At 73.9% G+C, this 23033-nt stretch carries 25 protein-coding genes and 1 pseudogene; 13 read left to right on the forward strand and 13 right to left on the reverse strand.

Annotated features, from left to right (window positions below):
• Positions 1-3 precede the first annotated feature (3 nt).
• Both ACFYO8_RS03330 and ACFYO8_RS03335 read left to right on the forward strand, forming a co-directional pair.
• On the forward strand, positions 4-1866 hold the full coding sequence (locus ACFYO8_RS03330; RefSeq protein WP_387256767.1) for a transketolase: 1863 nt from the start codon (positions 4-6) through the stop codon (positions 1864-1866).
• Between the two features lie 87 nt (positions 1867-1953).
• Positions 1954-2343 (forward strand): DUF2267 domain-containing protein, encoded by a 390-nt coding sequence (locus ACFYO8_RS03335; protein ID WP_357707834.1) that lies wholly within the window; start codon positions 1954-1956, stop codon positions 2341-2343.
• A gap of 3 nt (positions 2344-2346) precedes the next feature.
• Here the strand turns inward: ACFYO8_RS03335 and ACFYO8_RS03340 are convergent, their stop codons facing one another.
• Positions 2347-2745, reverse strand: coding sequence for a YchJ family metal-binding protein (locus ACFYO8_RS03340; protein WP_357707832.1), 399 nt, complete (start codon positions 2743-2745; stop codon positions 2347-2349).
• 80 nt (positions 2746-2825) lie between these two features.
• On the opposite strand from ACFYO8_RS03340, the gene ACFYO8_RS03345 reads away from it, so the two are divergent.
• Positions 2826-3827 (forward strand): phosphotransferase family protein, encoded by a 1002-nt coding sequence (locus ACFYO8_RS03345; protein WP_387256769.1) that lies wholly within the window; start codon positions 2826-2828, stop codon positions 3825-3827.
• A gap of 3 nt (positions 3828-3830) precedes the next feature.
• Here ACFYO8_RS03345 and ACFYO8_RS03350 read toward each other — a convergent pair whose 3' ends face one another.
• The 4 genes from ACFYO8_RS03350 to ACFYO8_RS03365 form a co-directional block, all read right to left on the reverse strand.
• Positions 3831-4472 carry a class F sortase gene (locus ACFYO8_RS03350; protein ID WP_354863411.1) on the reverse strand — a complete coding sequence of 214 codons (642 nt, stop codon included), beginning with the start codon at positions 4470-4472 and terminating at the stop codon, positions 3831-3833.
• Positions 4473-4545: 73 nt separating this feature from the next.
• Positions 4546-5028, reverse strand: coding sequence for a hypothetical protein (locus ACFYO8_RS03355; RefSeq protein ID WP_354863410.1), 483 nt, complete (start codon positions 5026-5028; stop codon positions 4546-4548).
• 241 nt (positions 5029-5269) lie between these two features.
• On the reverse strand, positions 5270-5938 hold the full coding sequence (locus tag ACFYO8_RS03360; protein WP_387256771.1) for a response regulator: 669 nt from the start codon (positions 5936-5938) through the stop codon (positions 5270-5272).
• On the reverse strand, positions 5935-7038 hold the full coding sequence (locus tag ACFYO8_RS03365; RefSeq protein WP_357707828.1) for a histidine kinase: 1104 nt from the start codon (positions 7036-7038) through the stop codon (positions 5935-5937). Before ACFYO8_RS03365 ends, ACFYO8_RS03360 begins: the two co-directional genes overlap by 4 nt.
• A 169-nt stretch (positions 7039-7207) precedes the next feature.
• Between ACFYO8_RS03365 and ACFYO8_RS03370 the strand changes: the two genes are divergently transcribed.
• The 5 genes from ACFYO8_RS03370 to ACFYO8_RS03390 all read left to right on the forward strand — a co-directional run bounded on the left by ACFYO8_RS03370 (position 7208) and on the right by ACFYO8_RS03390 (position 12037).
• Entirely contained in the window at positions 7208-7624 is a 417-nt protein-coding gene (locus ACFYO8_RS03370) for a DUF6069 family protein (RefSeq protein ID WP_354863407.1), read from the forward strand.
• A 199-nt stretch (positions 7625-7823) separates the two neighbouring features.
• Positions 7824-8231: a YciI family protein gene (locus ACFYO8_RS03375; protein ID WP_354863406.1), complete on the forward strand. Its 408-nt coding sequence runs from the start codon at positions 7824-7826 to the stop codon at positions 8229-8231.
• Between the two features lie 8 nt (positions 8232-8239).
• The gene (locus ACFYO8_RS03380; RefSeq protein WP_354864474.1) at positions 8240-9397 is read left to right on the forward strand and encodes a DUF6596 domain-containing protein; all 1158 of its coding nucleotides are present in this window, start codon (positions 8240-8242) and stop codon (positions 9395-9397) included.
• A 159-nt stretch (positions 9398-9556) separates the two neighbouring features.
• Complete coding sequence (locus ACFYO8_RS03385; protein ID WP_354863405.1) at positions 9557-10804, forward strand: MFS transporter; 1248 nt, start codon at positions 9557-9559, stop codon at positions 10802-10804.
• Between the two features lie 48 nt (positions 10805-10852).
• Complete coding sequence (locus ACFYO8_RS03390; protein WP_354863404.1) at positions 10853-12037, forward strand: lycopene cyclase family protein; 1185 nt, start codon at positions 10853-10855, stop codon at positions 12035-12037.
• 6 nt (positions 12038-12043) lie between these two features.
• On the opposite strand, the gene ACFYO8_RS03395 is transcribed toward ACFYO8_RS03390, so the two are convergent.
• The 5 genes from ACFYO8_RS03395 to ACFYO8_RS03415 form a co-directional block, all read right to left on the reverse strand.
• Positions 12044-13015, reverse strand: a complete 972-nt coding sequence (locus tag ACFYO8_RS03395; RefSeq protein WP_354863403.1) for an ABC transporter permease subunit — start codon at positions 13013-13015, stop codon at positions 12044-12046.
• Entirely contained in the window at positions 13012-13911 is a 900-nt protein-coding gene (locus ACFYO8_RS03400) for an ABC transporter ATP-binding protein (RefSeq protein WP_354863402.1), read from the reverse strand. Before ACFYO8_RS03400 ends, ACFYO8_RS03395 begins: the two co-directional genes overlap by 4 nt.
• On the reverse strand, positions 13908-14303 hold the full coding sequence (locus ACFYO8_RS03405) for a GntR family transcriptional regulator (protein ID WP_357708037.1): 396 nt from the start codon (positions 14301-14303) through the stop codon (positions 13908-13910). Before ACFYO8_RS03405 ends, ACFYO8_RS03400 begins: the two co-directional genes overlap by 4 nt.
• A 78-nt stretch (positions 14304-14381) precedes the next feature.
• Positions 14382-15497, reverse strand: a complete 1116-nt coding sequence (locus tag ACFYO8_RS03410; RefSeq protein WP_354863400.1) for a serine hydrolase domain-containing protein — start codon at positions 15495-15497, stop codon at positions 14382-14384.
• A gap of 118 nt (positions 15498-15615) precedes the next feature.
• Entirely contained in the window at positions 15616-16404 is a 789-nt protein-coding gene (locus ACFYO8_RS03415; protein ID WP_354863399.1) for a tyrosine-protein phosphatase, read from the reverse strand.
• 70 nt (positions 16405-16474) lie between these two features.
• On the opposite strand from ACFYO8_RS03415, the gene rnhA reads away from it, so the two are divergent.
• Positions 16475-17041 carry a ribonuclease HI gene (rnhA, locus tag ACFYO8_RS03420; protein WP_357707819.1) on the forward strand — a complete coding sequence of 189 codons (567 nt, stop codon included), beginning with the start codon at positions 16475-16477 and terminating at the stop codon, positions 17039-17041.
• Here the strand turns inward: rnhA and ACFYO8_RS03425 are convergent.
• From ACFYO8_RS03425 to ACFYO8_RS03435, 3 genes are all read right to left on the reverse strand, one after another.
• Positions 16960-17220 (reverse strand): hypothetical protein, encoded by a 261-nt coding sequence (locus ACFYO8_RS03425; RefSeq protein WP_357707817.1) that lies wholly within the window; start codon positions 17218-17220, stop codon positions 16960-16962. The genes rnhA and ACFYO8_RS03425 overlap by 82 nt on opposite strands.
• Positions 17221-17329: 109 nt before the next feature.
• Positions 17330-17584, reverse strand: a complete 255-nt coding sequence (locus tag ACFYO8_RS03430; RefSeq protein ID WP_357707814.1) for a preprotein translocase YidC — start codon at positions 17582-17584, stop codon at positions 17330-17332.
• A 220-nt stretch (positions 17585-17804) separates the two neighbouring features.
• Complete coding sequence (locus tag ACFYO8_RS03435; protein WP_387256781.1) at positions 17805-18650, reverse strand: pentapeptide repeat-containing protein; 846 nt, start codon at positions 18648-18650, stop codon at positions 17805-17807.
• 364 nt (positions 18651-19014) lie between these two features.
• Here ACFYO8_RS03435 and ACFYO8_RS03440 point away from each other — a divergent pair, with 364 nt between their 5' ends.
• From ACFYO8_RS03440 to ACFYO8_RS03455, 4 genes and pseudogenes are all read left to right on the forward strand, one after another.
• On the forward strand, positions 19015-20022 hold the full coding sequence (locus ACFYO8_RS03440; protein ID WP_354863395.1) for an ABC transporter permease: 1008 nt from the start codon (positions 19015-19017) through the stop codon (positions 20020-20022).
• 57 nt (positions 20023-20079) lie between these two features.
• Positions 20080-21825, forward strand: coding sequence for an ABC transporter substrate-binding protein (locus ACFYO8_RS03445; protein WP_355096498.1), 1746 nt, complete (start codon positions 20080-20082; stop codon positions 21823-21825).
• A 63-nt stretch (positions 21826-21888) separates the two neighbouring features.
• Positions 21889-22878, forward strand: coding sequence for an ABC transporter permease (locus tag ACFYO8_RS03450; protein WP_387256774.1), 990 nt, complete (start codon positions 21889-21891; stop codon positions 22876-22878).
• Positions 22879-22893: 15 nt separating this feature from the next.
• A pseudogene (locus ACFYO8_RS03455) lies at positions 22894-23033 on the forward strand (ABC transporter ATP-binding protein); the annotation flags it as partial.

Genomic DNA, 23033 nt, shown 5'->3' on the forward strand with positions numbered 1-23033 from the left:
GCGGTGACGTTGCAAGCAGAGCGCACCCTGCGCGACGAGGAGCTGACCGGGTTGGCCGAACTGGCCGCCCAGCTGCGGGTGGACGCCATCAGGTGCAGCACGATGGCCGGCTCCGGGCATCCCACGTCCAGCCTGTCGGCCGCCGACCTGCTCGCCGTGCTCGTCGCCCGGCACCTGCGCTACGACTGGTCCTACCCGGGCAACCCCGGCAACGACCACCTGATCTTCTCCAAGGGGCACGCCTCCCCACTGCTGTACGCGGTGTTCCGGGCCGTCGGCGCGATCAGCGAGCAGGAGCTGCTGGAGACGTACCGGCGGGCCGGCTCGCGCCTGCAGGGCCACCCCACCCCGGTGCTGCCCTGGGTGGACGTGGCCACCGGCTCACTCGGGCAGGGCCTGCCGGTCGGCGTCGGGGTGGCGCTGGCCGCCCAGTACCTCGATCGCTCGCCCGCGCACGTCTGGGTGCTCTGCGGCGACAGCGAGACCGCCGAGGGCTCGGTGTGGGAGGCGTTGGACAAGGCCGGGCACTACGGGCTGCGCAACCTCACCACGATCATCGACGTCAATCGGTTCGGCCAGCGCGGTCCCACCGAGCTGGAGTGGGACCTGGACACCTACCGGCGGCGCGTCGAGGCGTTCGGCTGCCAGGCGATAGTCGTCGACGGTCACGACCTCGGCGCGATCGAGGAGGCGTACGGGCAGGCGCGTGACGCCACCGGGCCGACCGTGGTGCTGGCCCGTACGGTCAAGGGCAAGGGTGTGCCCGAGGTGGAGAACGACCCGTCCTGGCACGGCAAGCCGTTCGACCCGGAGCTGGCCGACCGGGCCGTCCGGGCGCTCGGCGGCCCTCGCCGCATCCGGGTCGCCGCACCGAAGCCACCTGCCGCGCCGCGTACCGCCCCGGCCGAGCACGGGCAGCCGGAGCTGCCCCGGTACTCCCGCGGCGCGAAGGTCGCCACGCGGGACGCGTACGGCGACGCGCTGCGCGCCCTCGGCGCGGCCCGGCCCGACGTGGTCGCGCTCGACGGCGAGGTCAGCGACTCCACCCGGGCGGATCGCTTCGCCGCCGCGTACCCGGATCGGTTCTTCCAGATGTTCATCGCCGAGCAGCAGCTCGCCGCCGCGGCGGTGGGGATGGCGGTGCGCGGCTACCGCCCGTTCGCGGCGACGTTCGCCGCGTTCTGGTCCCGGGCGTACGACTTCATCCGGATGGCCGGCATCTCCCGGGCCGACATCGCGCTGGTCGGCTCGCACGCCGGAGTGGAGATCGGCCCGGACGGCCCGTCCCAGATGGGGCTGGAGGACATCGCGGCGCTGCGCGCGGTGCCCGGCTCCACGGTGCTCTGCCCGGCCGACGCGGTCTCCTGCGCGGCCCTGGTCGCGCAGCTGCCGGACCACCCGGGGGTCAGCTACCTGCGGACGACACGCGGCGCGTACCCGGTGCTCTACGACGACGCCGAGCCGTTCCCGATCGGCGGCAGCCGGATGCTGCGCGACGGCGGGGACGTCGCGCTGCTGGGCACCGGCGTGACCGTGCACCTCTGCATCGCCGCCGCCGACGAGCTGACCCGTGAGGGTATCGAGGCCCGGGTGATCGACCTGTACTCGATCAAGCCGGTGGACCGGCAGCGCCTTGCCGAGGCCGTGGTGGAGACCGGCGGGCGACTGCTGGTGGTCGAGGACCACTACCCGGAGGGCGGGCTGGGCTCCGCAGTGCTGGAGGCGCTCGCGGACCTGGGCGAGCCGGCCCGGGTCAATCACCTGGCGGTACGCGGGCTGCCCGGCTCCGGCACCCCCGCCCAGCAGCTCGACCGGGCCGGCATCGGCGTCGGCGCGATCGTCTCGGCGGCGCGGGCCCTGGCCTGAGCCGGTGCTCGCCCCGGCGGCGCGGGGCGGTGTTTGCCGGGGCCGGCGGCGGGTAGCCACGCTGCCGGTGCGACGGGAGGACAGACGATGGCCGAACCGGAGTTCTACGCGCGGGTGTCCGCCCGCGCCGGCGTGCCGGTCGAGACGGCCCGCGCACTGACCGAGGCGACACTGCGCACGCTCGCCGAGCGGATCAGTGGCGGCGAGGCCGACGACCTGTCCGCGCACGTCGCGCACGAGCTGCGCCCGCTGCTGGCCCGCGCCCGGGTCGACGATCCCGAGGTCTTCGGGTATGACGAGTTCCTGCGCCGGGTCGCCGAACGCTCCGGCGCGACACCGTCCGACGCCGAGCGCGGCGCCCGTGCGGTGTTGCAGGCGCTGCACCGGGTGGTCGGGCCGGCCCAGTTCAACCGCGCGCTGTCCCAGCTGCCGCGCGAGATCGCCGAGCTGGCCCAGCCCACCCCGCGCCCGGCTTGACCGTCACTCGGGCAGCGCGTCCAGGTAGACCCAGCGGCCGTCCTCGCGGGCGAAGCGGCTGTGCTCGGCCAGCAAGCCCGCCCGGCCGCCCTCGCGGTAGTGCGCCCGGAACCGGACCGTGCCGGCGCTGTCGAACAGGCCGCCCTGCCCGGTCTCCACGATCTCCAGCCGGGTCCAGCGGGTGCCCGGGTCCAGCTCCAGCCGCTCCGGGCGGGTGGTGGAGTGCCAGCTGTGCCGCAGGTAGGCGGCGTCGCCGAGCGCGAACGCGCTGAACCGGGACCGCATCAGCGCCTCCGCGGTCGCCGCCGTCGCCTCGCCCCGGTGGACCGGGGCGCAGCAGTCCGCGTACGGCCGGCCGGTGCCGCACGGGCAGGCCGCCGTCCGTTCACCCCGTTTCGCCATGCCACGATTCTCCCAAGCGCCGGGGCCGGCGTTCGGCAGGGGCCCTTCCCGGCACCTCGACGCACTAGGCTCCCCGGACCATGAGCGTGAGTCCGACTCAGCGTGCCCTCGACTCCGCGCAGGTCCGCCGCTACCTCACCGCCTCGCTCGGACCCGGCGCCGAGGTGGCCGACTGCGGCCCGCTGACCGGTGGCGGCTTCGCCGCCGTCTGGTGGGTGCGCCTCACCGACGACCGGGACGTGGTGCTCAAGGTCGGTCCGCCGCCGCACGTGCCGCTGCTGCGCTACGAGCGCGACATGATCGGCGCGGAGGCGCACTACCTGCGCCTGGTGGCCGACCGCGCACCGGGGGTGCCCACACCGGCGCTGCTGCACCACGGCACCGCCCCCGACCTCGGTGACTGGCTGCTCATGGCGCGACTGCCAGGTCGTACCCTCTGGGACCTGACCCGGGCCGGCGCGGACGTCGGGCCGCTGCGCGCCGAGTTCGGCCGCGCGCTCGCCGCGCTGCACACGGTCACCGGCGAGCGGTACGGCTACGACGGCGACCGGGCCTCCGGCCCGACCTGGCGGGACGCCTACACGGCCATGGTGGACGACCTGCTCGCCGACGCCGCGGACTGGTCGGTGCCGCTGCCGGTGCCCGCGTCCCGGATCCGTGAGCTGGTGGCCCGGCACGCGGCGGTGCTCGACGCGGTCGACCGTCCGGCGCTGCTGCACTTCGACGGCTGGGCCGGGAACGTGCTGGCCGTCGACGGGCCGGACGGCACCCCCCGGCTCACCGCCCTGGTCGACGGCGAGCGGTACCTGTGGGGCGACCCGCTGATGGACCTCGTGTCGCCGCTGCTGTTCCGCCGCGCCGAGGACGAGCCGGACGACCCGCTGGTGCGCGCCTACCGCGAGGCGGCGCCGTTCCCGCTCGACGGCGGGGCGCGACGGCGGCTCGGGCTCTACCGGCTGTACCTCTACCTGCTGATGACTGTCGAGATGCCCAGCCGGAACATCACCGCCGACAACGACCCGGGCCGGGTGGACCTGCTGGCGGATCTGCTCGACGCGGAACTGGCCGACCTGGCGGGCTGAGCGTCACCGGGTCGCGGTGGCGAAGACGACGATGTTGTCCGGGTAGCTGCCGGTCCGCGGGTCGAACCGCCCGCCGCACGTGATCAGCCGCAACCGGGCCGCCGCGTCGCCGCCGTAGACCCGCGCGGTGGGGAAACGCTCCTTGGGGTACGCGCCGACGCCGTCCACAGTGAACGTCGCGGTCCGGCCGTCGGCCCGCAGCACCCGGATCGTGTCGCCGCCGCGCAGCCGCCCGAGGTCGAAGAAGACCGCCGGGCCGTGCTGCGAGTCGACGTGCCCGACCAGCACGGCGTTGCCGGCCTGGCCGGGGGCGGGACCGGGGTGGTACCAGCCGGTGACCTCCGGCCGTTCCAGCGGCGGCACCTCGAGCGCGCCGTCGGCGTCGGTGGCGACCGGGACGATGTCGGCGTCCACGCCGATGCGCGGGATGGTGACCCGCACCGGCGTGGCGCGGGGCAGCACCGGGCCGGTCGTGCCGGGGCGTTCGGTGGCCGGCGCGGCGGAGCCGCCGGGCTGCGGCGGTGGCGTCGACGTGCTGCCGAGCCCGGCCGAGACCAGCCCGGCGCCGGTGGCGGCGGCGAGCGTGACGGCGGTGACCACGACGACTGTGTGCAGGCGCGCCCGCCGCTGCGACTCCGACAGCATCCCATCTCCGTCCGACAGGGACGCGGCGCCCGCGCCGGGACGTCCGGCGCGGGCGGGCCGCTCGGCGGGCCGGTCAGGCTGCGGCGCCCGCGCGACGCCGGCGGATGACCGCGTACGCGCCGCCGGCGAGCGCCCCGGCGGCCAGCACGCCACCGGTGACGAGCACGCCGGTGTCGCCGTCGCGTCCGCCGCCACCGGCCTGCGCGCCGCCGATCGGCGTGACGGCGAACGTGGCGCTGCCGCCGTCGCTGCCGTCGCCGCACGTGGTGGCCACCGTGTACGTGCCGAGCGTGAACCCGGCGGTGAACAGTTCGGCGCTCAGGCCACCGCCCGCGGCGGCCGTGGTGGACCGGACGTTCTGGTCCCGGTCCGGGCCGGTGACCCGGAAGATCGCGTCACCGGCGTTCGGGTTGCATGTGGTGGTCAGCACGACGGTGCCGCCGACCGGGGTGGTGGCGGGTGAGACTCTGGTGTCCGCCAGCGCGGCGGCCGGGAGCAGCAGTGCGCCGAGGCCCACGCCGAACGCCGCCGATCCGAGAAATGACTGTGCCTTCATCCGCGTCTTCCCTCACTTTTCGTCCGCTGTAGGCGTGGGACGTCGTTCGGGTGGCCAACTCCGTGACGAGCACCGGTGTCGCCAACACTAGGAGGGTTGCGGTGGTCACTGGGGGTAATTGAGAAATCTTCGTTGCCGTCCGGTGTGCTCCCTGCCGCCACGAGACGGCGGACATGCCGGGCCAGGCCGGGCGGCGGAAGATCCCGATCCGGCGGGTCTGGGTCCGGTGTCCGATTGGCGCCTACCGGACCGGTGGCTCCGGCCGGACCAGCCCGGTGTCGTACGCGAGCACCACCGCCTGGATCCGGTCGCGCAGGCCCAGCTTGGTCAGGATCGCCGAGACGTGCGTCTTCACGGTGGCGGTGCTCAGGTGCAGCCGCGCGGCGATCTCCGCATTGGACAGTGCCCGTGCGGTGAGCGTCAGCACCTCCCGCTCGCGGGCGGTCAGCGGGGCGAGCGCGTCGCCGGTGGGCGCGGGCGCGGGCAGCCGGCCGGCGTACCGGTCCAGCAGCCGCCGGGTCACAGTGGGCGCGAGCAGCGCCTCGCCCCGGGCCACCACGCGTACCGCCTCGGCGAGGTCGGCCGGGCGGGTGTCCTTGAGCAGGAACGCACTCGCCCCGGCGCGCAGCGCGGCATAGACGTGCTCGTCCAGGTCGAACGTGGTCAGCATGATCACCCGCGCCGGGTTGCCGGCCGTGACCAGGTCGCGGGTGGCGGCGATGCCGTCGCGCCGGGGCATCCGGACGTCCATCAGCACCACGTCCGGCCGGGTGCGGGTCGCCACCGCCACCGCCTCGACGCCGTCGGCGGCCTCGCCGACCACCGTGAGGTCGGGCCGCGCGTCGAGCACTGTGCGCAGCCCGGCGCGGATCAGCTCCTGGTCGTCGGCGACCACCACCCGCACGGTCACCGGCCCGCTCCCACCGGCAGTCGTGCGTGGACCCGGAACCCGCCGGCCGGCAGCGGGCCGGCGTCGAGCGTGCCGCCGAGCAGCCGGGCCCGCTCCCGCATCCCGACGATGCCGCGCCCGGTAGGCGTACCGGGCCGGCGGGCGGGCGCCGGGCCGTCGTTGACGACCTCCAGCCGCAGTACGCCGTCGAGGTAGCGGACGTCCACGTCGGCGCGTGTGGCGTGCCCGTGGCGCAGCGCGTTCGTGAGCGACTCCTGCACGATCCGGTACGCCGACAGCTGCACCCCGCCGGGCAGCGCCTCGCCGTCACCCTCCCGGCGCAGCGTCACGGGCAGGCCGACCGCGCGTACCGCGTCGGCGAGCGCGTCGAGCTGCGCCAGCCCTGGCTGTGGCCCGCCCTGCCCGGACCCGTCGTCGACGGCGAGCGCGTGCAGCATGGCACGCAGGTCGGCGAGCGCAGACCGGGCCGCCACGTCGATCGCGCCGAGCGCGGCCCGCGCCTGGGCCGGCTGCGTGTCGAACACGTCCTCGGCGGCGGCGGCCTGTACGGCGATGACCGCGACGTGGTGCGCCACCACGTCGTGCAGCTCCCGGGAGATGCGTTCCCGTTCGGTCGCGAGTACGTGCCGTTCCCAGGCGCAGCGCCGCTGCGCCTGGCCCCGCTGCAACTCGCCCAGCGTCCAGCTCAGGCCCAGCGCGGTCACCGCGAGCAGCAGGTCCCGCCAGCCGCCGGTGACCAGCTTCCACGGCGTGGGCGCCAGCAGCAGCCCGAGCGCCACCAGCGAGTACCGGGGTGGGCGCAGCCGGGCCACGTACGCCATCGGCACCGCGACCAGGCCGAGCCAGCCGAGCTGCGGGCAGAGCGCCTCCAGGCCGACGCCTGCCAGCGCGGCGGCAGTGAGGGCGTACCCCGGGTGGCGCCGGATCCACAGCAGACAGCCGGCCTGCGCGACGGCGAGGGCGACCGCGACGGCGGTCGCGCCGGTCGTGTCCGGGCCGGCGTCGGAGGCCAGCAGCGCGAGCAGGCAGACGGCGAGGCTCGCGGTGGCGACTCCGCCGTCGAGCAGCAGCAGGAACCGGGACCGGGACGCGCATGTCATGTCCGGATGCTAGGCCGCCGGTTCACCGCATCTCATCGGTCGCCAGACGGAGATCCGGGCCGGTGGTCGTTCCGGCGGCGGAGCCGGGAACCGCTCCGCCGCCCGATCCGCGCGACGCCCCGCCGGACCTAGCGTTTCCGGCAGTCGTCCCGATGTGGAGGAGTCACCGATGGAGACCACGATCCCGACCGTCGCCGCCCGCCCGAATCGCCGCCGGGACCGTCTGCTCACGGTGCTCGCGGCGACCGCCGCCACGCTGCTGGGCTGGGTGGTCGCGGTACCGGTGGCCGGGGTGGAGCTGATCGCGCGCACGGGCTCCACCGACCAGCGGGTGACCCCGGTGGCCGTGGTGGTGAGCACGCTGCTCGCCGGGCTGGCCGGCTGGGCGCTGCTGGCCCTGCTGGAGCGGGTCACCGCCCGCGCCCGGACCGCGTGGACGGTGGTCGCGGTGCTGGTGCTGCCAGTGTCGGTGCTCGGGCCGCTGGGCGGGGGAGTGGGCGGCGCGGCGACGCTGACGCTGGTGGCGTTGCACCTGGTCGCGGGCGTGGTGCTGATCACCGGCCTGCGCCGGACCGCCGCCCGCTGACGGCCGGGCGATCCGATGACGGGTCCGGGCCGCCGCGACGGGGGCAGGCGACCCGGACCATCAGAACTAGCCTCCTAGGATGCCCTACGCGATGTGTCGCCCGAAATTTCTCCGCCACCGATGTCGAGAACGCCAGAGCGGCTTCGTCCCCGGAGTGAACGCGGCCAGAATGGGTCGCACCCTCCACGAGGAGACACAGATGAAGTACCTGCTCCTGAAGCACTACCGCGGCGGCCCGACGCCGGTGTCCGACATGCCGATGATCGACAAGTGGACGCCGGAGGAGATCTCCGCGCACGTGCGCTACATGCAGGAGTTCGCGGCGCGGCTGCAGGAGAGCGGCGAGTACGTCGACGGTCAGGCGCTCGCCCCGGAGGGCACGTTCGTCCGCTACGACGGCGAGGGACGCCCGCCGGTCACCGACGGCCCGTTCGCCGAGACGAAGGACCTCATCGCCGGCTGGATGGTGATCGACGTGGACAGCTACGACCGCGCGCTCGAACTGGCCGCCGAGCTGTCGGCCGCGCCGGGGCAGGGCGGCAAGCCGATCCACGAGTGGCTTGAGCTGCGCCCGTTCCTGACCGGGCCGCCCACCATCACCGAGTGACCCGGCCGATGGACGAGGTCGCGCTCCGCAGCCTCATCCCGGGCGTGCTCGGTGTCCTCGTCCGCCGCGGAGTCGACTTCGCGGCGGCCGAGGACGCCGTGCAGGACGCGCTCGTGGAGGCGCTGCGTGTCTGGCCGGCCGACATGCCCCGCGATTCGAAGGGCTGGCTGGTCACCGTGGCGTGGCGGCGGATCCTCGACGTGGCTCGCGCCGACGCCGCCCGGCGCCGGCGCGAGGACGCCGTGGACGAGGAGCCGCCGTCCGGCCCCGTGTCCGCTGTGGACGACACGCTGCGGCTCTACTTCCTCTGCGCGCATCCGTCGCTGAGCCCGTCGTCGGCCGTCGCGTTGACGCTGCGCGCCGTCGGCGGGCTCACCACCCGGCAGATCGCGCAGGCGTACCTGGTGCCCGAGGCCACCATGGCGCAGCGGATCAGCCGGGCGAAGCGCACCGTGTCCGGGGTGCGCTTCGACCAGCCCGGCGATGTGGCCACCGTGCTGCGGGTGCTGTACCTGGTGTTCAACGAGGGCTACTCCGGCGACGTGGACCTGGCCGCCGAGGCGATCCGGCTCACCCGGCAACTCGCCGCCGCCATCGACCACCCCGAGGTGGCCGGGCTGCTCGCGCTCATGCTGCTGCACCACGCCCGTCGCGCCGGCCGGACCGCGCCCGACGGCAGCCTGGTGCCGCTGGCCGAGCAGGCCCGCAGCCGGTGGGACACCACGCTGATCGCCGAGGGCGTCGGCGTCCTGCAGACCGCGCTGTCCCGCGACCGGCTCGGCGAGTTCCAGGCCCAGGCCGCGATCGCGGCGCTGCACGCGGACGCGCCCACCGCGGCCGAGACCGACTGGGTGCAGATCGTCGAGTGGTACGACGAACTCGTCCGCCTGACCGGCAACCCGATCGCCCGCCTCAACCGGGCGGTCGCCGTCGGCGAGGCGGACGGCCCGCGCGCCGGGCTGGCGGCGCTCGCGGCGCTCGACGACACTTTGCCCCGGTACACGGCGGTGGCCGCCTACCTGCACGAACGCGACGGCGACCCGGACCGGGCGGCCGCGCTGTACGCGGAGGCGGCCCGTCGCGCGGCCAGCCTGGCCGAACGCGACCACCTGAACCGGCAGGCGGCCCGCCTCAACTCCCGCCGCCCGCCGGGGGCGCGCGGATGAGCGGGACGCGGGCGCAGGTGCTGGCCCGGCTCGCCGACGACCTCGCCGCCCGGCACGCGGACGTGGTGCTCGACGTGGCCGATCCGCCCGCGCCGGTGGTGGTGGCCCGGCGGTAAAACCGGTCGGCAGGGTTCATCGTCGCTGGTAGGTTGCCTCGCCGTGACGGGGAAACGGCTCGGCGGGCGCTTCGCCCGACTGTGGACGGCGAGCACGCTTTCCGCGCTGGGCAGCGGGACGGCGACGGTGGCCGCGCCACTGTACGTGGCGTCGATCACCGACGATCCGCTGGTGGTGTCGGCCGGGGCTGCGGTGTCGTGGCTGCCGTGGCTGCTGTTCGCGCTGCCCGGTGGCGTGCTGGCGGACCGGGTGGACCGGCGCCGGCTGATGGTGCTCATCGACTGGGTACGCGTCGCCGCACTCGCCGCGCTGGCGGTGGCCATGCTGCTCGACCGGGCCGGGATCGCGCTGCTCTACGCGGTGCTGTTCGTGGTGAACACCGGCGAGGTGGTGTTCCGTACCGCCGCGCAGGCGGTGCTGCCGGCGGTGGTGCCGCGCTCGCTGCTGGAACGCGCCAACGGGTGGCTGGGTGGCGGCACGCAGGTGATGCAGAACATGATCGCCGGCCCGCTCGGCGGGTTCCTGTTCGCGCTGGCGGCGTCGCTACCGTTCGCGCTCAACGCCGGCACGTACGCGCTGTCCGCCGTCCTTGTCGGTCTGCTCGCCGGTACGTACCGTGCCGGGCCGGCGCCGCAGGAGCAGCCGTCGGTGCGGGCGGAGGTCGCGGAGGGGTTCCGCTGGCTGTGGGGGCAGCGGCTGCTGCGCACCATGACGGTGCTGATCGGCCTGCTGAACGTCACGCTCACCGCCGCGGTGGCGGTGCTGGTGCTGCTCGCCACCGAGCGGCTGGGGCTGGGCTCGGTGGGCTACGGCGCGTTGTTCACCTGCATGGCAGTGGGTGGCGTGCTCGGCTCGCTGGTGGGGGACCGGCTGATCGCCGCGATCACACCCACCTGGACGGTGCGGACGGGTCTGCTGGTCGAGGCGGGGTTGCACCTGGCGCTCGCCGCGTCCCGCAGCGCGATCGTGGTCGGGTTCGCGCTGTTCGCGTTCGGGGCGCACAGCGCGTTGTGGAACATCGTGGCGAACTCGCTGCGGCAGCGGCTCACCCCGCCCGCGTTGATGGGCCGGGTCGGCAGCACCACGTTGTTCGTCGCGGCGGGCGGCAACTGCGTCGGCGCGCTGCTCGGCGGCGTGGTGGCGGCCCGGTTCGGCATCACCGCGCCGTACTGGGTGGGCTTCGTGGTGGCGGTCGCGGTGATCGCCGCGACGTGGCGGGTCTTCGACCGGGCGACGGTGGCCGCCGCCTACGCCGAGCCGGCGCCGCAGAAGCCCGCGCCGGTGGCCTGAGCGCGGGTCGGCCGGTTGCCACCTCCGCCGATGTGACAGCGTGGCCGGATGCACGCATCCTTCCCGGTCGACGTCGACCTCGCGCTGGTCGGCGGCGGCGGCGCCGCGTCCCTGGTCCTGGCCGCGCTGGGCCGGCACGGCGTGTCCGGGCTGCGGGTCGCGGTGGTCGACCCGGTGCACAAGCGTGGCCAGGACCGCACCTGGGCGTTCTGGGGCCTGCCCGGCGACGACCTGGACCCGCTGCTGAGCGCGAGCTGGTCGCAGGTCGACGTGGTCACGCCCGCCGGCCGCCGCGTCCTGACGCTCGACCCCCTGCGGTACGCCATGCTCCGCTCCGCCCCGGTCTACGACCGGGCTGCCGAGGCCGAACGGCGGCTGGACGCGGTGCGGATCAGCGCCCCGGCGGGGGAGCTGCACGACGACGGTGAGACGGTGACGGTCCGCGACCCGGACGGCCGGGATCTGGTGCGGGCCGGGTGGGTCCTCGACTCCCGGCCCCGGCGGCCGAAGCGGCCGGGGCGCACCAGCTGGTTGCAGCACTTCCGCGGCTGGTGGCTGGCCGCCGACCGGCCGACGTTCGACCCGGATCGGGCGGTGCTGATGGACTTCCGCACCCCGCAGCCGCAGCGCGGCGTCTCCTTCGGGTACGTGCTGCCTGTCGACGACCGGTTCGCGCTCGTCGAGTACACCGAGTTCGGCCCGGCGGTGCTCGACGACGCCGGCTACGACGCGGCGCTGCGCGGGTACGCCGGCCTGCTCGGTTTGGACCTGACCGCGTTGCGGGTGCGGGAGGTCGAGGACGGCGTGATCCCGATGACCGACGGCCCGTTCGAGTCCCGCCCGAGCCCGCGCGTGGTGCGGCTGGGCACCGCCGGTGGGGCGACCCGCCCGTCCACCGGGTTCACGTTCTCCGCGATGCTGCGCCAGGCCGACCAGGTGGCCCGGGCGCTCGCCGCCGGCCGCCCGCCGGTGCCGGCGCCCGCGTATCCGGGCCGGCACCTGTGGATGGACGCGGTGGCGCTGCGCGCGCTGGACCAGGGCCACGTCGGCGGGGTGGAGTTCTTCGAGCGGCTGTTCGACCGCAACCCGCCGGAGCGGGTGCTGCGGTTCCTCGACGGCGTGACCAGCCCGGCGGAGGATCTGGCGGTGATGCGGTCCAGCCCGCTGCTGCCGATGACCGGCGCGGTGCTCGGCGACGCGGCCGGCCGGCTGCGTGCCCGGCTGCGCCGCTAGCCCGTACTAGATCATCCGGCGCCGTACCCGCCACACCACCACGCCGATCAGGACCGCCGCGACGGCGACGAACAGGGCCGCCTCGATGAGCTGGAACGTCCAGAACCGGTCGGCGGGGTGGTAGACGCCGAACTGCTGGATGCCCCGCGCGTGCAGGAACTGGCTGAGGTTGGTGCCGGCCCGGTCGGCGGCGCCTGCCAGCTCGTCGTACTCGGTCCGGCTCAGCCTGCGTCCGGTGGCGTCCGTGTAGCCGTGTTCGATCACCCAGTCGGCGATGCCGGGCACGGGCCGTTGCCGGTCGTCCGACCCCGCGGCGGGGATGGGTGCCGTGGCGGTGAGCGGCGTGGCGTACGCGGGGCGGGCCAGCAGCGCCACCGACATCCGGGCGGCGAGGAACGCCCCGAAGGCGACGCCGAACGCGGGCAGGCTGCGTCGCAGGATCGCCCCCGCGGCGGTGGCGACGCCGAAGGCGAACAGCGCGTACGCCACCGGAACAAGCCCTTCCAGGTCGAAGGCGTCGTACTGGAACCGCCCCTCCCACGCGTCGAACGGCTGACGGAACCAGGTGAGCACAGCGGTGAACATCCCGGTGAGCGCGACGGTGACGCCGGCCAGCGCGGCGAGCTTGGCCGCCAGCCAGCGCATCCGCGGCACGGCCTGCGTCCAGGCGAGCTGCCAGGTGCCGTCCTCCAGTTCGCGTGCGAGCAGCGGCGCGCCGAGGAACGCGCCGATGACGACGGGGACCAGGTAGAAGGCCGCCAGGAGGTTCTCGACGTAGCCGTACTCCTCGTCGAGCCGGCGGAAGGACGCCGCGCAGGCCTCGTCGACGCCGGTCTGCCCCGCGCACCGGGCGGGGCCGCCGGGGAACAGGTCGTGGGCCTGCGTCCCGAGCACGAGCAGGGCGACGCCGGAGATGCCGACGAGCAGACCCAGGACGCAGACCTCGGTCCGGTGCTGGCGCCAGATCAGCCACGTCATGCCGGCACCTGCGGCGTGAGCGCGGCGTCCGGCTGGGAGGGCCGGCGCAGGTACGCCAGCACCAGGTCCTCCAGCGCGACCGGCCGGGCCTGCCACCCGGGCGCGGCGGGGAGCCCGCCGTCGCGTACCAGCAGGGTGGTGTGCCGGTCGCTGTGGACGGCCTCCACCACGGCGCCGGACCGGTCGGGGTCGGTGGCCGTGCGCGGGCCGACGAGTAGCCGGTGCTCGGCGAGGAGGGTGTCGATGTCACCGGTGAGCGTGACCCGGCCCTGGTTGAGCACGACCAGGTGGTCGCAGGCGCGTTCCAGCTCGTGCACGACGTGGGAGGAGAACAGGACGGTCACCCCGCCTTCGGCCACCGCGCCCATGAGGACCTGCAGGAACTCGTGCCGGGCCAGCGGGTCGAGGCTGGCCACCGGTTCGTCGAGGACGAGCAGGTCCGGCCGCTTCGCCAGGGCCAGCGCCAGCGCGACCTGGGCCTGCTGCCCGCCGGAGAGCGCACCGGTCCTGCGGTCGAGCGGGATGCCCAGCGTCGCCAGCCGGCGCTCGGCCAGCCCGTTGTCGAACCGCAGGTTGCAGGCCCGGCCGAAGCGGAGCATCTCGGCGACGGTGAAGCGCTTGTACAGCGGGTGGTCCTGGGCCAGGAACCCGATCCGGGACAGCGTCCGCGGGGTGCTCGCCGTGACGTCGTGGCCGAGGACCTCCACCGTGCCGGTGCTCGGCGCCAGCAGCCCGACGACCAGGCGCAGCAGCGTGGTCTTGCCCGCACCGTTCGGCCCGACCAGGGCGATCACGCCGCCCTCCGGCAGGGCCACTGTGCAGTCGCGCAACGCCCAGCCCTTCCGGTACCGCTTGCCCAGACCGTCGGTGCGCAGCGCGAACCCGGTCGCCGTCACGCCACGTCCTCGTTTCTCGTCTGCTGGCGAACGGAGGCGAACAACGCGTCGACCGCCTGTTCATCGAGGCCGGCCGCGTACGCGCGGCGCAGCCAGGTCTCCAGGCCGCGGCGTAGCGACGTGTACGTCGACGCCGACATCGCGGCCGACTGCTGTTCGGTGACGAACGTGCCCTGGCCGGGCCGGCCGGTGACCAGGTTCTCCTGCTCCATCTGCCGGTACGCCTTGGCGACGGTGTTCGGATTGATGGCCAGGTCCTCGACCACCTCGCGGATGAGCGGGAGGCGGTCACCGGGTTGGAGGAAGCCCAGCAGCACCGCCTGGCGGACCTGCTGGACGAGTTGCAGGTACGGCGGCACGCCGGAGTGGGTGTCGAGCCGGAAGACGAACACGGTCAGCCCCTTTGCTGCTTTACTAGGCCCATATTAAAGCAGCAAAGCCCCGTGGCCGGCGCCCCGCCGGCTGGCGCGCTACCGGTGGCCGGTCGCCTCGGCGACGCGGTCGCGCACCAGCGTCCGCAGTCGCTCCATCGGGTCGCCGTCGCCCGCGCCGAGCCGGTTGCGCACCGCCGCCACCGTCAACCCCAGTCCCGGGTACGCGAACGCGAGGCTGCCGCCACTACCGGCGGTGCCGAACGATCCGTCGTCCTCGACCGCGTACCCGAGGCCGAACGCGCTCTCCTGCCCGAACACCCACTCCTGCGCGCGTACCGCCGGGGCGGACACCTCCCGCATCCGCTCGGCGGAGATCAGCCGTACCCCGTCGACCGGGCCGAGCAGCGCCGCGTACATCCGGGCCACCGCGCGGGCGCTCATCGTGCCGACCGACGGCACGTCGGCGCGCAGCACGTCGGGGCGTGAGCCGATGACGGTGTCCGGGCGTACCGCGGGTGGGGCGACCGCGTCGAAGTGCGGCAGGTTGGCCCCGGCCCAGGTCATCAGCGCGGACAGGCCGGCGTCCTCCAGCCGGGCCAGCCGGGGCAGGTCCGCTTCCGGCACGCCGAGGAACAGTTCCCGGTCCACGCCCAGCGGCCCGGCCACCTCCTCGGCGAGCACCCGCGACACCGGCACGCCGGTGACCCGCCGGACCACCTCGCCGAGCAGCCAGCCCCACGTCCAGGCGTGGTACGCCAGCCGTTCGCCGGGCGCCCACAGCGGCCGCGCGTCGGCCAGCAGCGCGCACATGTGCGTCCAGTCGGTGAAGTCCTCCGGCGTGACGTCGGCGGGCAGCGCGGGCAGGCCGGCGGTGTGGGTGAGCACGTGCCGCAGCGTGATGCCGCCCTTGCCGTGCCGGGCGAACTCCGGCCACACCGCTGCGATCGGCAGGTCGTAGTCGAGCCGTCCCCGCTCGGCCAGCACGTGCACCACAGTGGCGGTGAGTCCCTTGCCGGTGGAGACCGCGTGCACGGGCGTGTCGGCGGTCATCGGCCGGCCCGTCGTGGTGTCGGCCGGCCCGGCCTGCTCGGTGACGATCGCGACGCCGTCCAGGTACGCGGCCACCTGCACGCCGGCCTCCCGGCCGGAGGAGACCAGCTCGCCGATCGTCGCCCGCACCTCGGCCCGCAGGCCGTCCCACCGTGTGTCCACGATCCCGCAGCGTGCCAGACCGGGGCGTCGGCGTCGTCTGCTTTTCCGCCACCGGTCGTCTGCTTTCCGCCGCCACGGGTGCCGGTTCGCTGTCGTCACCGGCGTTCGTCGGTGACGCTCAGCGGGTGACCGCGGTCGGCGCGCTGCCGGTGGCGCCCTGGGCGGGCGGCCGGTTCGCGTCATCGTCGAGGAGCCGGGCCCCCAGCGCGGCGATCGTCTCCTCGCCGACACCGAGCCGGCCGGTCACGTACCCGCGCACCGAACCGTGTGCGGCCCGCAGGTCGGCGAGCACCAGCCGGATGATCTCGGCGGGCGCCCGCCCGTACGCGGGCCAGCCCGGCGTCGCCCCGTCGTTGCGCTCCCGCCACTCGGCTACCAGCCGGTCGGTGGCCTGCTCGGTGCGCGCGAAGTCAGCCGCGATCTGGTCGTCGTCCACGCCGAGCAGGGCCAGCACCAGCGCGGCGAGCAACCCGGTGCGGTCCTTGCCGGAGGCGCAGTGGAACACCAGCGGCAGCTCGCCGTACGCGATCAGCTCCAGCGCCTGCCGCAGTTCGGCCACGCCGTCCTCGGCGACCTCGGCGTACCGGTCGGCCAGGTAGCGCCACGGGTCGACGTCGGGGTCGATGTCCGCCTGCACGTACGACCGGTGCTCGATGCTCAGGTTGTGCCAGGTCGCGCCGAGGCTCTCCGGCGCCCGGCCCCGGTCGGCGATCTCCCACGGGTATCGCAGGTCGATCACCGTGCGGACACCGAGCGACGCGAACCGTTCCAGATCCTCACCGGCGAGCTTGGCCAGCGAGTCGGAGCGGTAGAGCCGGCCCCGGGCGACAGTGCGGCCGTCGCCGGTACGGCATCCGCCGAGGTCTCGGAAGTTGCAGAGTGTGGCGAAGTCCGGGGGAGTGATCATGACGGCAGGCTAGCCGGGCGCGGCGGGTCGGGTGGTCCCGCGCGCTCGCGTACCCGGTAGGTTGCCGGGCATGGCGGAGGCGGAGACCGGCCGGGTCGTGGAGATCTGGACCGACGGCGCGTGCAGTGGCAATCCCGGGCCCGGCGGATGGGGCGCGGTGCTGCGCTGGGGCGGCCACGAGCGGGAGTTGTGCGGCGGCGAGGCCACCCCGACCACGAACAACCGAATGGAGCTGACCGCCGCGATTCGCGCGCTGGAGAGCCTGACCCGCCCGGTCACGGTACGGCTGCACACCGACAGCACGTACGTGCGCAACGGCATCACCGGCTGGCTGAACGCGTGGAAGCGCAACGGCTGGCTGACCGCCGCGAAGCAGCCGGTGAAGAACGCCGACCTGTGGCAGGCGCTGGAGGCGGCCTGCGCCCGGCACGACGTGACCTGGCTGTGGGTGAAGGGCCACAACGGGCACCCGGAGAACGAGCGCGCCGACGCGCTGGCGAACCGGGGCATGACCGAGGCGCGGGGCACCGGCCCGGCCGCCACCCCGCGCGCGCGTCAGCGCAGCGGCCGGCCCTCTTCGATCTCCTCCGGCTCCTCGGACGGGTCGCCGGTGCCGGAGACGGCCGCGACGTCGTAACCGGCCCGGCTCACCTCCCGTGCGGACCGCCGGTCCTCGGCGGGCAGGTCGGCGAAGTCGTCACCGGTGTCGTCGGTGGTGTGCAGGGACTCGCCCGGCGGGCGCAGCGACGCCTCGTACGCGGTCGCGCCGTCGGGCTCGTCGTCGGCCGCGCGGCCCAAGGACTCTTCACTGGTCATGTCGCACTCCTGCCCGCAGCGGGTGACGGCAAACGTTCAGTGGCCCGAGCCGGTCGGGTTGCCCGAGCCGGTCGGGTGGTCGGCGCCGGTCTGGTGGGCCGGTGCCCGTTCAGCGGGCGGCGTCCGGTCCGCGCGCCGCGTCCGGGTGGGTCGGCATCGAGGAGCCGCCCGAGCTGGTGCCGGAGGCGCCGCCCGCCATGCCGGACCCGTCGTCCTCGGTCACCTCGTCCGGTTTCGGCGTGCCGGGGGCGGGCGCCGGCACGTCGGTGTCCGCGGCCGTCTGCACCAGCGGAACCTGCCCGGCCTCGTCCTCGGCGTGCGCCGGGTCGACCGGCTCCTCACCGTCGCGTGCCCGATACCCCACCGGTGCCCTCCCGTCGGTCGGTCGTCGTCCGCGCCGCCTACCCCACCCCACCCCCACCAAACCCACCGTCCTCGCCCCCTGCCCTGTTCCGCGGTGATCAAGGAGTTCGTGTCCCGATCCCGCTCTGCGCCGGACGCAAACTCCTTGATCACCAGCCCGGGTCAAGGCGGGCGGGCCGGAGGGCTCGTCGATGGGCGGGCCGGTGCGGGAGCGAGTCCGGTCAGCGGCGGCGCGGGCGAGGGCGGGCCGGGGTCAGCGTCAGGGACCAGTGGGCCGGGCGGCGTAGCCCTGGCGGCAGGACCGTGCGGTGGTCGCCGCGCGCGGCGTCGAGCTGCGACTGGTGGGTGAACAGGCACTCGCCCAGGTCCGCGCCGCGCAGGTCGGCCCCGCGCAGGTCCGCGCCGGTCAGGTCGGCGGCGCCGAGGCGTACGCCCCGCAGGTCGGCGCCGATCAGGCAGGCGCCGCGCAGGTTCGCGCCGGCCAGCGGGGTACGGCGCAGGTCGACACCGATCAGCATCGCGCCCCGGCGGTCCGGGCCGGCCCGTCCGGCGCGGGCCTGTTCGGCGGCGCGGGACAGCAGGCGGTTGGCCCGGTTCCGGTGCGCGTCGGCGTCGAGGGCGAGCAGGTCGTCAGGGGTGCCGTCGGTGAGCCGGCCGGTCTCGTCGAGCGCGGCGGTCAGCTCGTCGCGCAGCGCGCCGGGAGGGGTCAGGCGTACCGCCTCGGTCAGGTACCACAGCAGCTCGTGCAGCGGTCGCAGCACGGCGAAGCTGTCGAACATCCGCTGTGCGATGGCCGGGTCGGCCCGCCAGTCGCGCCCGGCGAACGTGTGCTGGGTGAGGTGCTGACCGGCGCCGAAGCAGTCGAAGACGGTGCAGCCGGGAAAGCCGCGTTGCCGCAGCTCGGTGTGGATGCCGCAGCGGAAGTCGGCGCCCAGGTTCGGGCAGGGCCGCCCGGCCGGCTTGTCGATGGCGAAGTCGGCCGACGCGGTGAACGCCGGCGCTACGCAGCACACCCCGGCGCAGCGCGAGCAGTCCGCCCGCAACTCCCGGCCGCCCACCACGCGCACCCCCACGTTCCCCTCGCGACACCCCGACCCATTCTCTCCACCCACCCGTCCCCTCCAACCCCCGCCCCACCCCGCGCCAACCTCATGATCGACGGGCACGTACGGGGGAGGTGGGCGGTGGAATGGCCGAACGGCTGACAACGGCTTGAGCGCCTTGCGGCAACGCATTCCGAAACCGCTGTACAGGTGGCTGAAAGGCTGACAACCGAATCGCGCCGTTATTGCGCCGATGCATTCCGTAGGCCGGATCGTTGTCAATGCACGACAACCGGAACGGCCGTTATCGGAACGATTCTTTTCAGTGCTCCGGAGCGCATTACCGTCGGGTGGCAGGGCGTTTTCGTCCCCATCGGGAGGACTGCTCATGAGCGAACTGACGCACCCACCGGCCGCTCCCGGCCCCGACGTCGAGGCCGTTCCCGCCCCGGCCGGCCGGCCCGGCGAATTCGTCGGCCGGTCACCCAACCAGCTCGCCTGGCTGCGACTCAAGCGCGACCGTACGGCCCGGGCCAGCGCCGTGACGCTCGCCCTCGCCGCGGTGGTCGCACTCGGCGCGCCGCTGCTCGGCAAGCTCACCGGAATCGACCCGACCGACAAGTTCGCCGGCCGGCTCAACGATTTCGGAATGCCGATCGGGTACGCCGGCGGAATCAACGCCGATCATTGGCTGGGCCTCGAACCCGGCAGCGGCCGGGACATCCTCATGCAACTGGTCTACGGGCTGCGGACGTCCCTGTTCATCGCGTTCACCTCGGCGTTGCTGGCATCGGGAATCGGGGTCGCGGTGGGCGTGCTCGCCGGGTGGGCCAGAGGCTGGCTGGACAGCGTCGTCAACTGGCTGATCGACCTCACCCTGGCGTTCCCGTTCCTCATCTTCGCGCTGGCGGTCATCCCGATCCTCCAGGACCGCTTCTACTCCGACCGGGAGGCGCCGACGCCCGCGTTCCGAGTGGCCCTGATCATCGCCACCTTCGGCCTGTTCAGCTGGACGTACACCGCGCGGCTGGTCCGCGGGCAGGTGATCTCGCTGCGGGAGCGGGAGTTCGTCGACGCGGCCCGGGCCGCCGGCGCCGGCACCGCGCACATCCTGCTGCGGCAGCTGCTGCCGAACATCTGGGCGCCGATCCTGGTCACCGTCTCGCTGATGGTGCCGCAGTTCATCGCCATCGAGGCGGCGCTGGCGTTCGTCAACATCGGCGTCACCGAACCCACGCCCGACCTGGGTCGCATGATCTTCAACAGCATCGGCTACGTCGCGAGCGACCCCTGGTACACCCTGTTCCCCGGGTTGACGATCTTCCTGCTGGTCCTGGCGTTCAACCTGCTCGGTGACGCGCTGCGCGACTCGCTGGATCCCCGCTCCACCCGGTAGTCCCACGGCCGTCACATGCCCGGCCGGCGGGGGCCGCCGGGCAGGAAGGAGCACGCAGTGCGCGCACGAACCCGGACACTGACAGGTGTCCTCGCCGCGGCGGCGCTGGCCGCCGCCGGCTGCAGCCCCACCACCGACGACAGCGGCGGCGGGGACCAGGAGACGAAGACCCAGAGCGGCTCGATCTCGTACGAGGCCGCCGACAACCAGGGCCCGGCGAAGGACGTCGACGGGGCGAGCCGGGGCGGCACGCTCACCGTGATGCAGCCGGCCGACTTCGAGCACCTCGACCCGGCCCGTAACTACGTGAATGTGCAGCAGGTCGCCGGCGGGCTGCTCTACCGCCCGCTCAACGGCTACAAGGAGGACGGCACCGGCAAGCTGCTGCTCGTCGGCGACCTGGCCACCAACCCCGGCAAGGACGTGAACGGCGACTGCAAGGTCTGGGAGTTCACCCTGCGCGACGGCGTGAAGTACGAGGACGGCACGCCCGTGACCAGCAAGGACGTCGCCCACGGCATCGCGAGATCGTTCGCGGCGAACCTCAACGAGGGCCCGCACTACATCCAGCAGTGGCTCTACCCCGGCGGGGCGTACAACGCCTCCTACAAGGGACCGTACGACGGCGGCAAGCCGGTGCCCGACGGCGTCACCACACCCGACGACCGCACCATCCGGTTCACCTTCCCGCAGCCGCACTGCGACCTGCCGTACGCCGCGGCGCTGCCCACCAGCGCGCCGGTGCCCGCCGCGAAGGACACCCGCGCCAACTACGACCTGCGGCCGTTCTCGTCCGGGCCGTACCGGGTGAAGGCCTACCAGCGCGACGTGTCGCTGGAGCTGGAACGCAACCCCAACTGGGATCCGGCGACCGACCCGGTCCGCAACGCGTACCCGGACGCGATCCGGATGACGTTCGGCCTGGAGCAGGCCCAGATCGCCGAGCGGCTGGTCGCCGACGGGCCGGCCGACCAGGCGGCGCTGAGCTGGTCGGACGTGCCGCCGTCGGTGCTGCCCCGCACCACCGGATCCGGCGTCGCCGGCCGGGTGGTGCGCGGCCCGACGCAGTACAACTGGGTGCTGAGCATCAACACCCAGCGGGTCACCGACCTGGGCGTACGGCGGGCGCTGAACTACGCGGTCGACAAGGACGCCCTGCTCAAGGTGCTCGGCGGGCAGGCCGCCGGCTCGCCGGCCAGCACGCTCATGTCACCCACCACAGCCGGTTTCGTCCCGTACGACGTGTTCAACGCCCCGGTCACCGGCGACAAGGCCAAGACCGCCGAACTGCTCGCCGGCAAGCGGCCGAAGCTGGTGCTCGCCCACTCCAACCTGGAACTGCGTACCCAGCAGGCCGAGGCGCTGCGCAAGAACCTCACCGACATGGGCTTCGACATCGTGATGAAGCCGATTGACAACAGCAGCTACTACGACGAGGTCGGCCGCAAGGACAACCCGTACGACCTCTACCTCACCGGCTGGGGCTCGGACTGGCCCACCGGCTCGACAGTCATCCCGCCGGTCTACGACGGCCGGGAGATCGTGGCCGAGGGCAACCAGAACATGTCGTACCTCAACGAGCCGTCGGTCAGCGCGGAGATCGACCGGGTCCGCGGCCTGCCGGCCGCCGAGCAGGACGCCGGCTGGATGGCGCTCGACCGCATGATCATGGAGAAGTACGCCCCGGTCGTGCCCTGCTACTACGACGCCACCTACGAGCTGCACGGCTCGAAGGTCGGCAACGCCTTCCTCAGCGACGCGTTCGGAATCATCTCGCTCAACGGCATCTACGTGAAGAAGTGACAGCCGCGCGGGGGCGGCGGTCACGGCTGCCGTCCCCGCGCCCCACCCGGGGGAGGTGCTCCCGTGTTCCGTTTCGTCGTGCGGCGGCTGCTCGTCGCCGCCCTGACCCTGGTCGTCATCAGCCTTGTCACGTTCGGTCTCTTCTTCGCGGTGCCGAGCAGCCCGGCGAAGGTGATGTGCGGCAAGAACTGCACGGCCGAGGACATCGCCCAGGTCGAGCGCCGCCTCGGCATCGACCAGCCGCTGCCCCGGCAGTACGCCGACTTCGTCAGCGGCGTCTTTGCCGGCCGCACCTACGGCGAGGGCGACTTCCGGCAGGACTGCCCGGCGCCCTGCCTGGGCTACTCGTTCCGCAACAACCAGCCGGTCACCGAGATCGTCGCCCAGCGCGCCCCGGTGACGTTCAGCATCGTCCTCGGCGGCGCCGTGCTCTGGCTCGGCCTCGGCATCTCGCTCGGCATGGTGTCGGCACTACGCCGGGGTACGGCGTTCGATCGCGCCGCCATCGGCGTCACGCTGGCCGGGGCGTCCATGCAGGTCTACTTCTTCGGGCTGATCCTGCTCTACCTGCTCGTCTACTCCACCGGGCTGCTGCCGTTCCCCAGCTACACCCCGCTGACCGAGAGCCCGGCCCGCTGGGCTGCCGGACTGCTCCTGCCCTGGATGACGCTGGGTTTCCTCAACTCGGCGCTGTACGCCCGGCTGTCCCGGGCGCAGATGTTGGAGACGCTGTCGGAGGACTTCGTCCGTACCGCCCGGGCGAAAGGACTGCCCGCCCGGAAGGTGCACACCCGGCACGCGCTGCGGGCGGCGATCACGCCGATCGTCACGATCGCCGGACTGGACATCGGCAGCAGCCTCGGCGGCACGTTCATCACCGAGACCATCTTCGGCCTCCAGGGTCTCGGCAAGGCGACAGTGGAGGCGGTGCAGTTCCTCAACCTGCCGGTCGTGATGGCGACGGTGCTGCTGGCGGCGGTGTGCATCGTGGTCGCCAACATCGTCGTCGACGTGCTGTACGCGGTGATCGACCCACGGGTCCGGCTGAGCTGACGGGAGGGATCGGACATGGTGGAGTTTCCGGCGCCGCGTCGCGGCGAAGGCCCGTACCTGCAGGTCAGGGATCTGCGGGTGCGGTTCGACACCGAGGACGGTGTGGTGCGGGCTGTGGACGGTGTGTCGTTCGCGGTCGAGCGGGGTCGCACGTT

Source organism: Micromonospora sp. NPDC005257, from assembly GCF_042872445.1.
Taxonomy (GTDB): Bacteria; Actinomycetota; Actinomycetes; order Mycobacteriales; family Micromonosporaceae; genus Micromonospora.

Coding starts and splice junctions, on each gene's coding strand:
- ACFYO8_RS03345 (WP_387256769.1), top strand. CDS start 2,826: ATGAGCGTGAGTCCGACTCAGCGTGCCCTCGACTCCGCGCAGGTCCGC.
- ACFYO8_RS03350 (WP_354863411.1), bottom strand. CDS start 4,472: ATGCTGTCGGAGTCGCAGCGGCGGGCGCGCCTGCACACAGTCGTCGTG.
- ACFYO8_RS03390 (WP_354863404.1), top strand. CDS start 10,853: ATGCACGCATCCTTCCCGGTCGACGTCGACCTCGCGCTGGTCGGCGGC.
- ACFYO8_RS03380 (WP_354864474.1), top strand. CDS start 8,240: ATGGACGAGGTCGCGCTCCGCAGCCTCATCCCGGGCGTGCTCGGTGTC.
- ACFYO8_RS03415 (WP_354863399.1), bottom strand. CDS start 16,404: ATGATCACTCCCCCGGACTTCGCCACACTCTGCAACTTCCGAGACCTC.
- rnhA (WP_357707819.1), top strand. CDS start 16,475: ATGGCGGAGGCGGAGACCGGCCGGGTCGTGGAGATCTGGACCGACGGC.
- ACFYO8_RS03425 (WP_357707817.1), bottom strand. CDS start 17,220: ATGACCAGTGAAGAGTCCTTGGGCCGCGCGGCCGACGACGAGCCCGAC.
- ACFYO8_RS03340 (WP_357707832.1), bottom strand. CDS start 2,745: ATGGCGAAACGGGGTGAACGGACGGCGGCCTGCCCGTGCGGCACCGGC.
- ACFYO8_RS03335 (WP_357707834.1), top strand. CDS start 1,954: ATGGCCGAACCGGAGTTCTACGCGCGGGTGTCCGCCCGCGCCGGCGTG.
- ACFYO8_RS03355 (WP_354863410.1), bottom strand. CDS start 5,028: ATGAAGGCACAGTCATTTCTCGGATCGGCGGCGTTCGGCGTGGGCCTC.
- ACFYO8_RS03365 (WP_357707828.1), bottom strand. CDS start 7,038: ATGACATGCGCGTCCCGGTCCCGGTTCCTGCTGCTGCTCGACGGCGGA.
- ACFYO8_RS03440 (WP_354863395.1), top strand. CDS start 19,015: ATGAGCGAACTGACGCACCCACCGGCCGCTCCCGGCCCCGACGTCGAG.
- ACFYO8_RS03370 (WP_354863407.1), top strand. CDS start 7,208: ATGGAGACCACGATCCCGACCGTCGCCGCCCGCCCGAATCGCCGCCGG.
- ACFYO8_RS03375 (WP_354863406.1), top strand. CDS start 7,824: ATGAAGTACCTGCTCCTGAAGCACTACCGCGGCGGCCCGACGCCGGTG.
- ACFYO8_RS03395 (WP_354863403.1), bottom strand. CDS start 13,015: ATGACGTGGCTGATCTGGCGCCAGCACCGGACCGAGGTCTGCGTCCTG.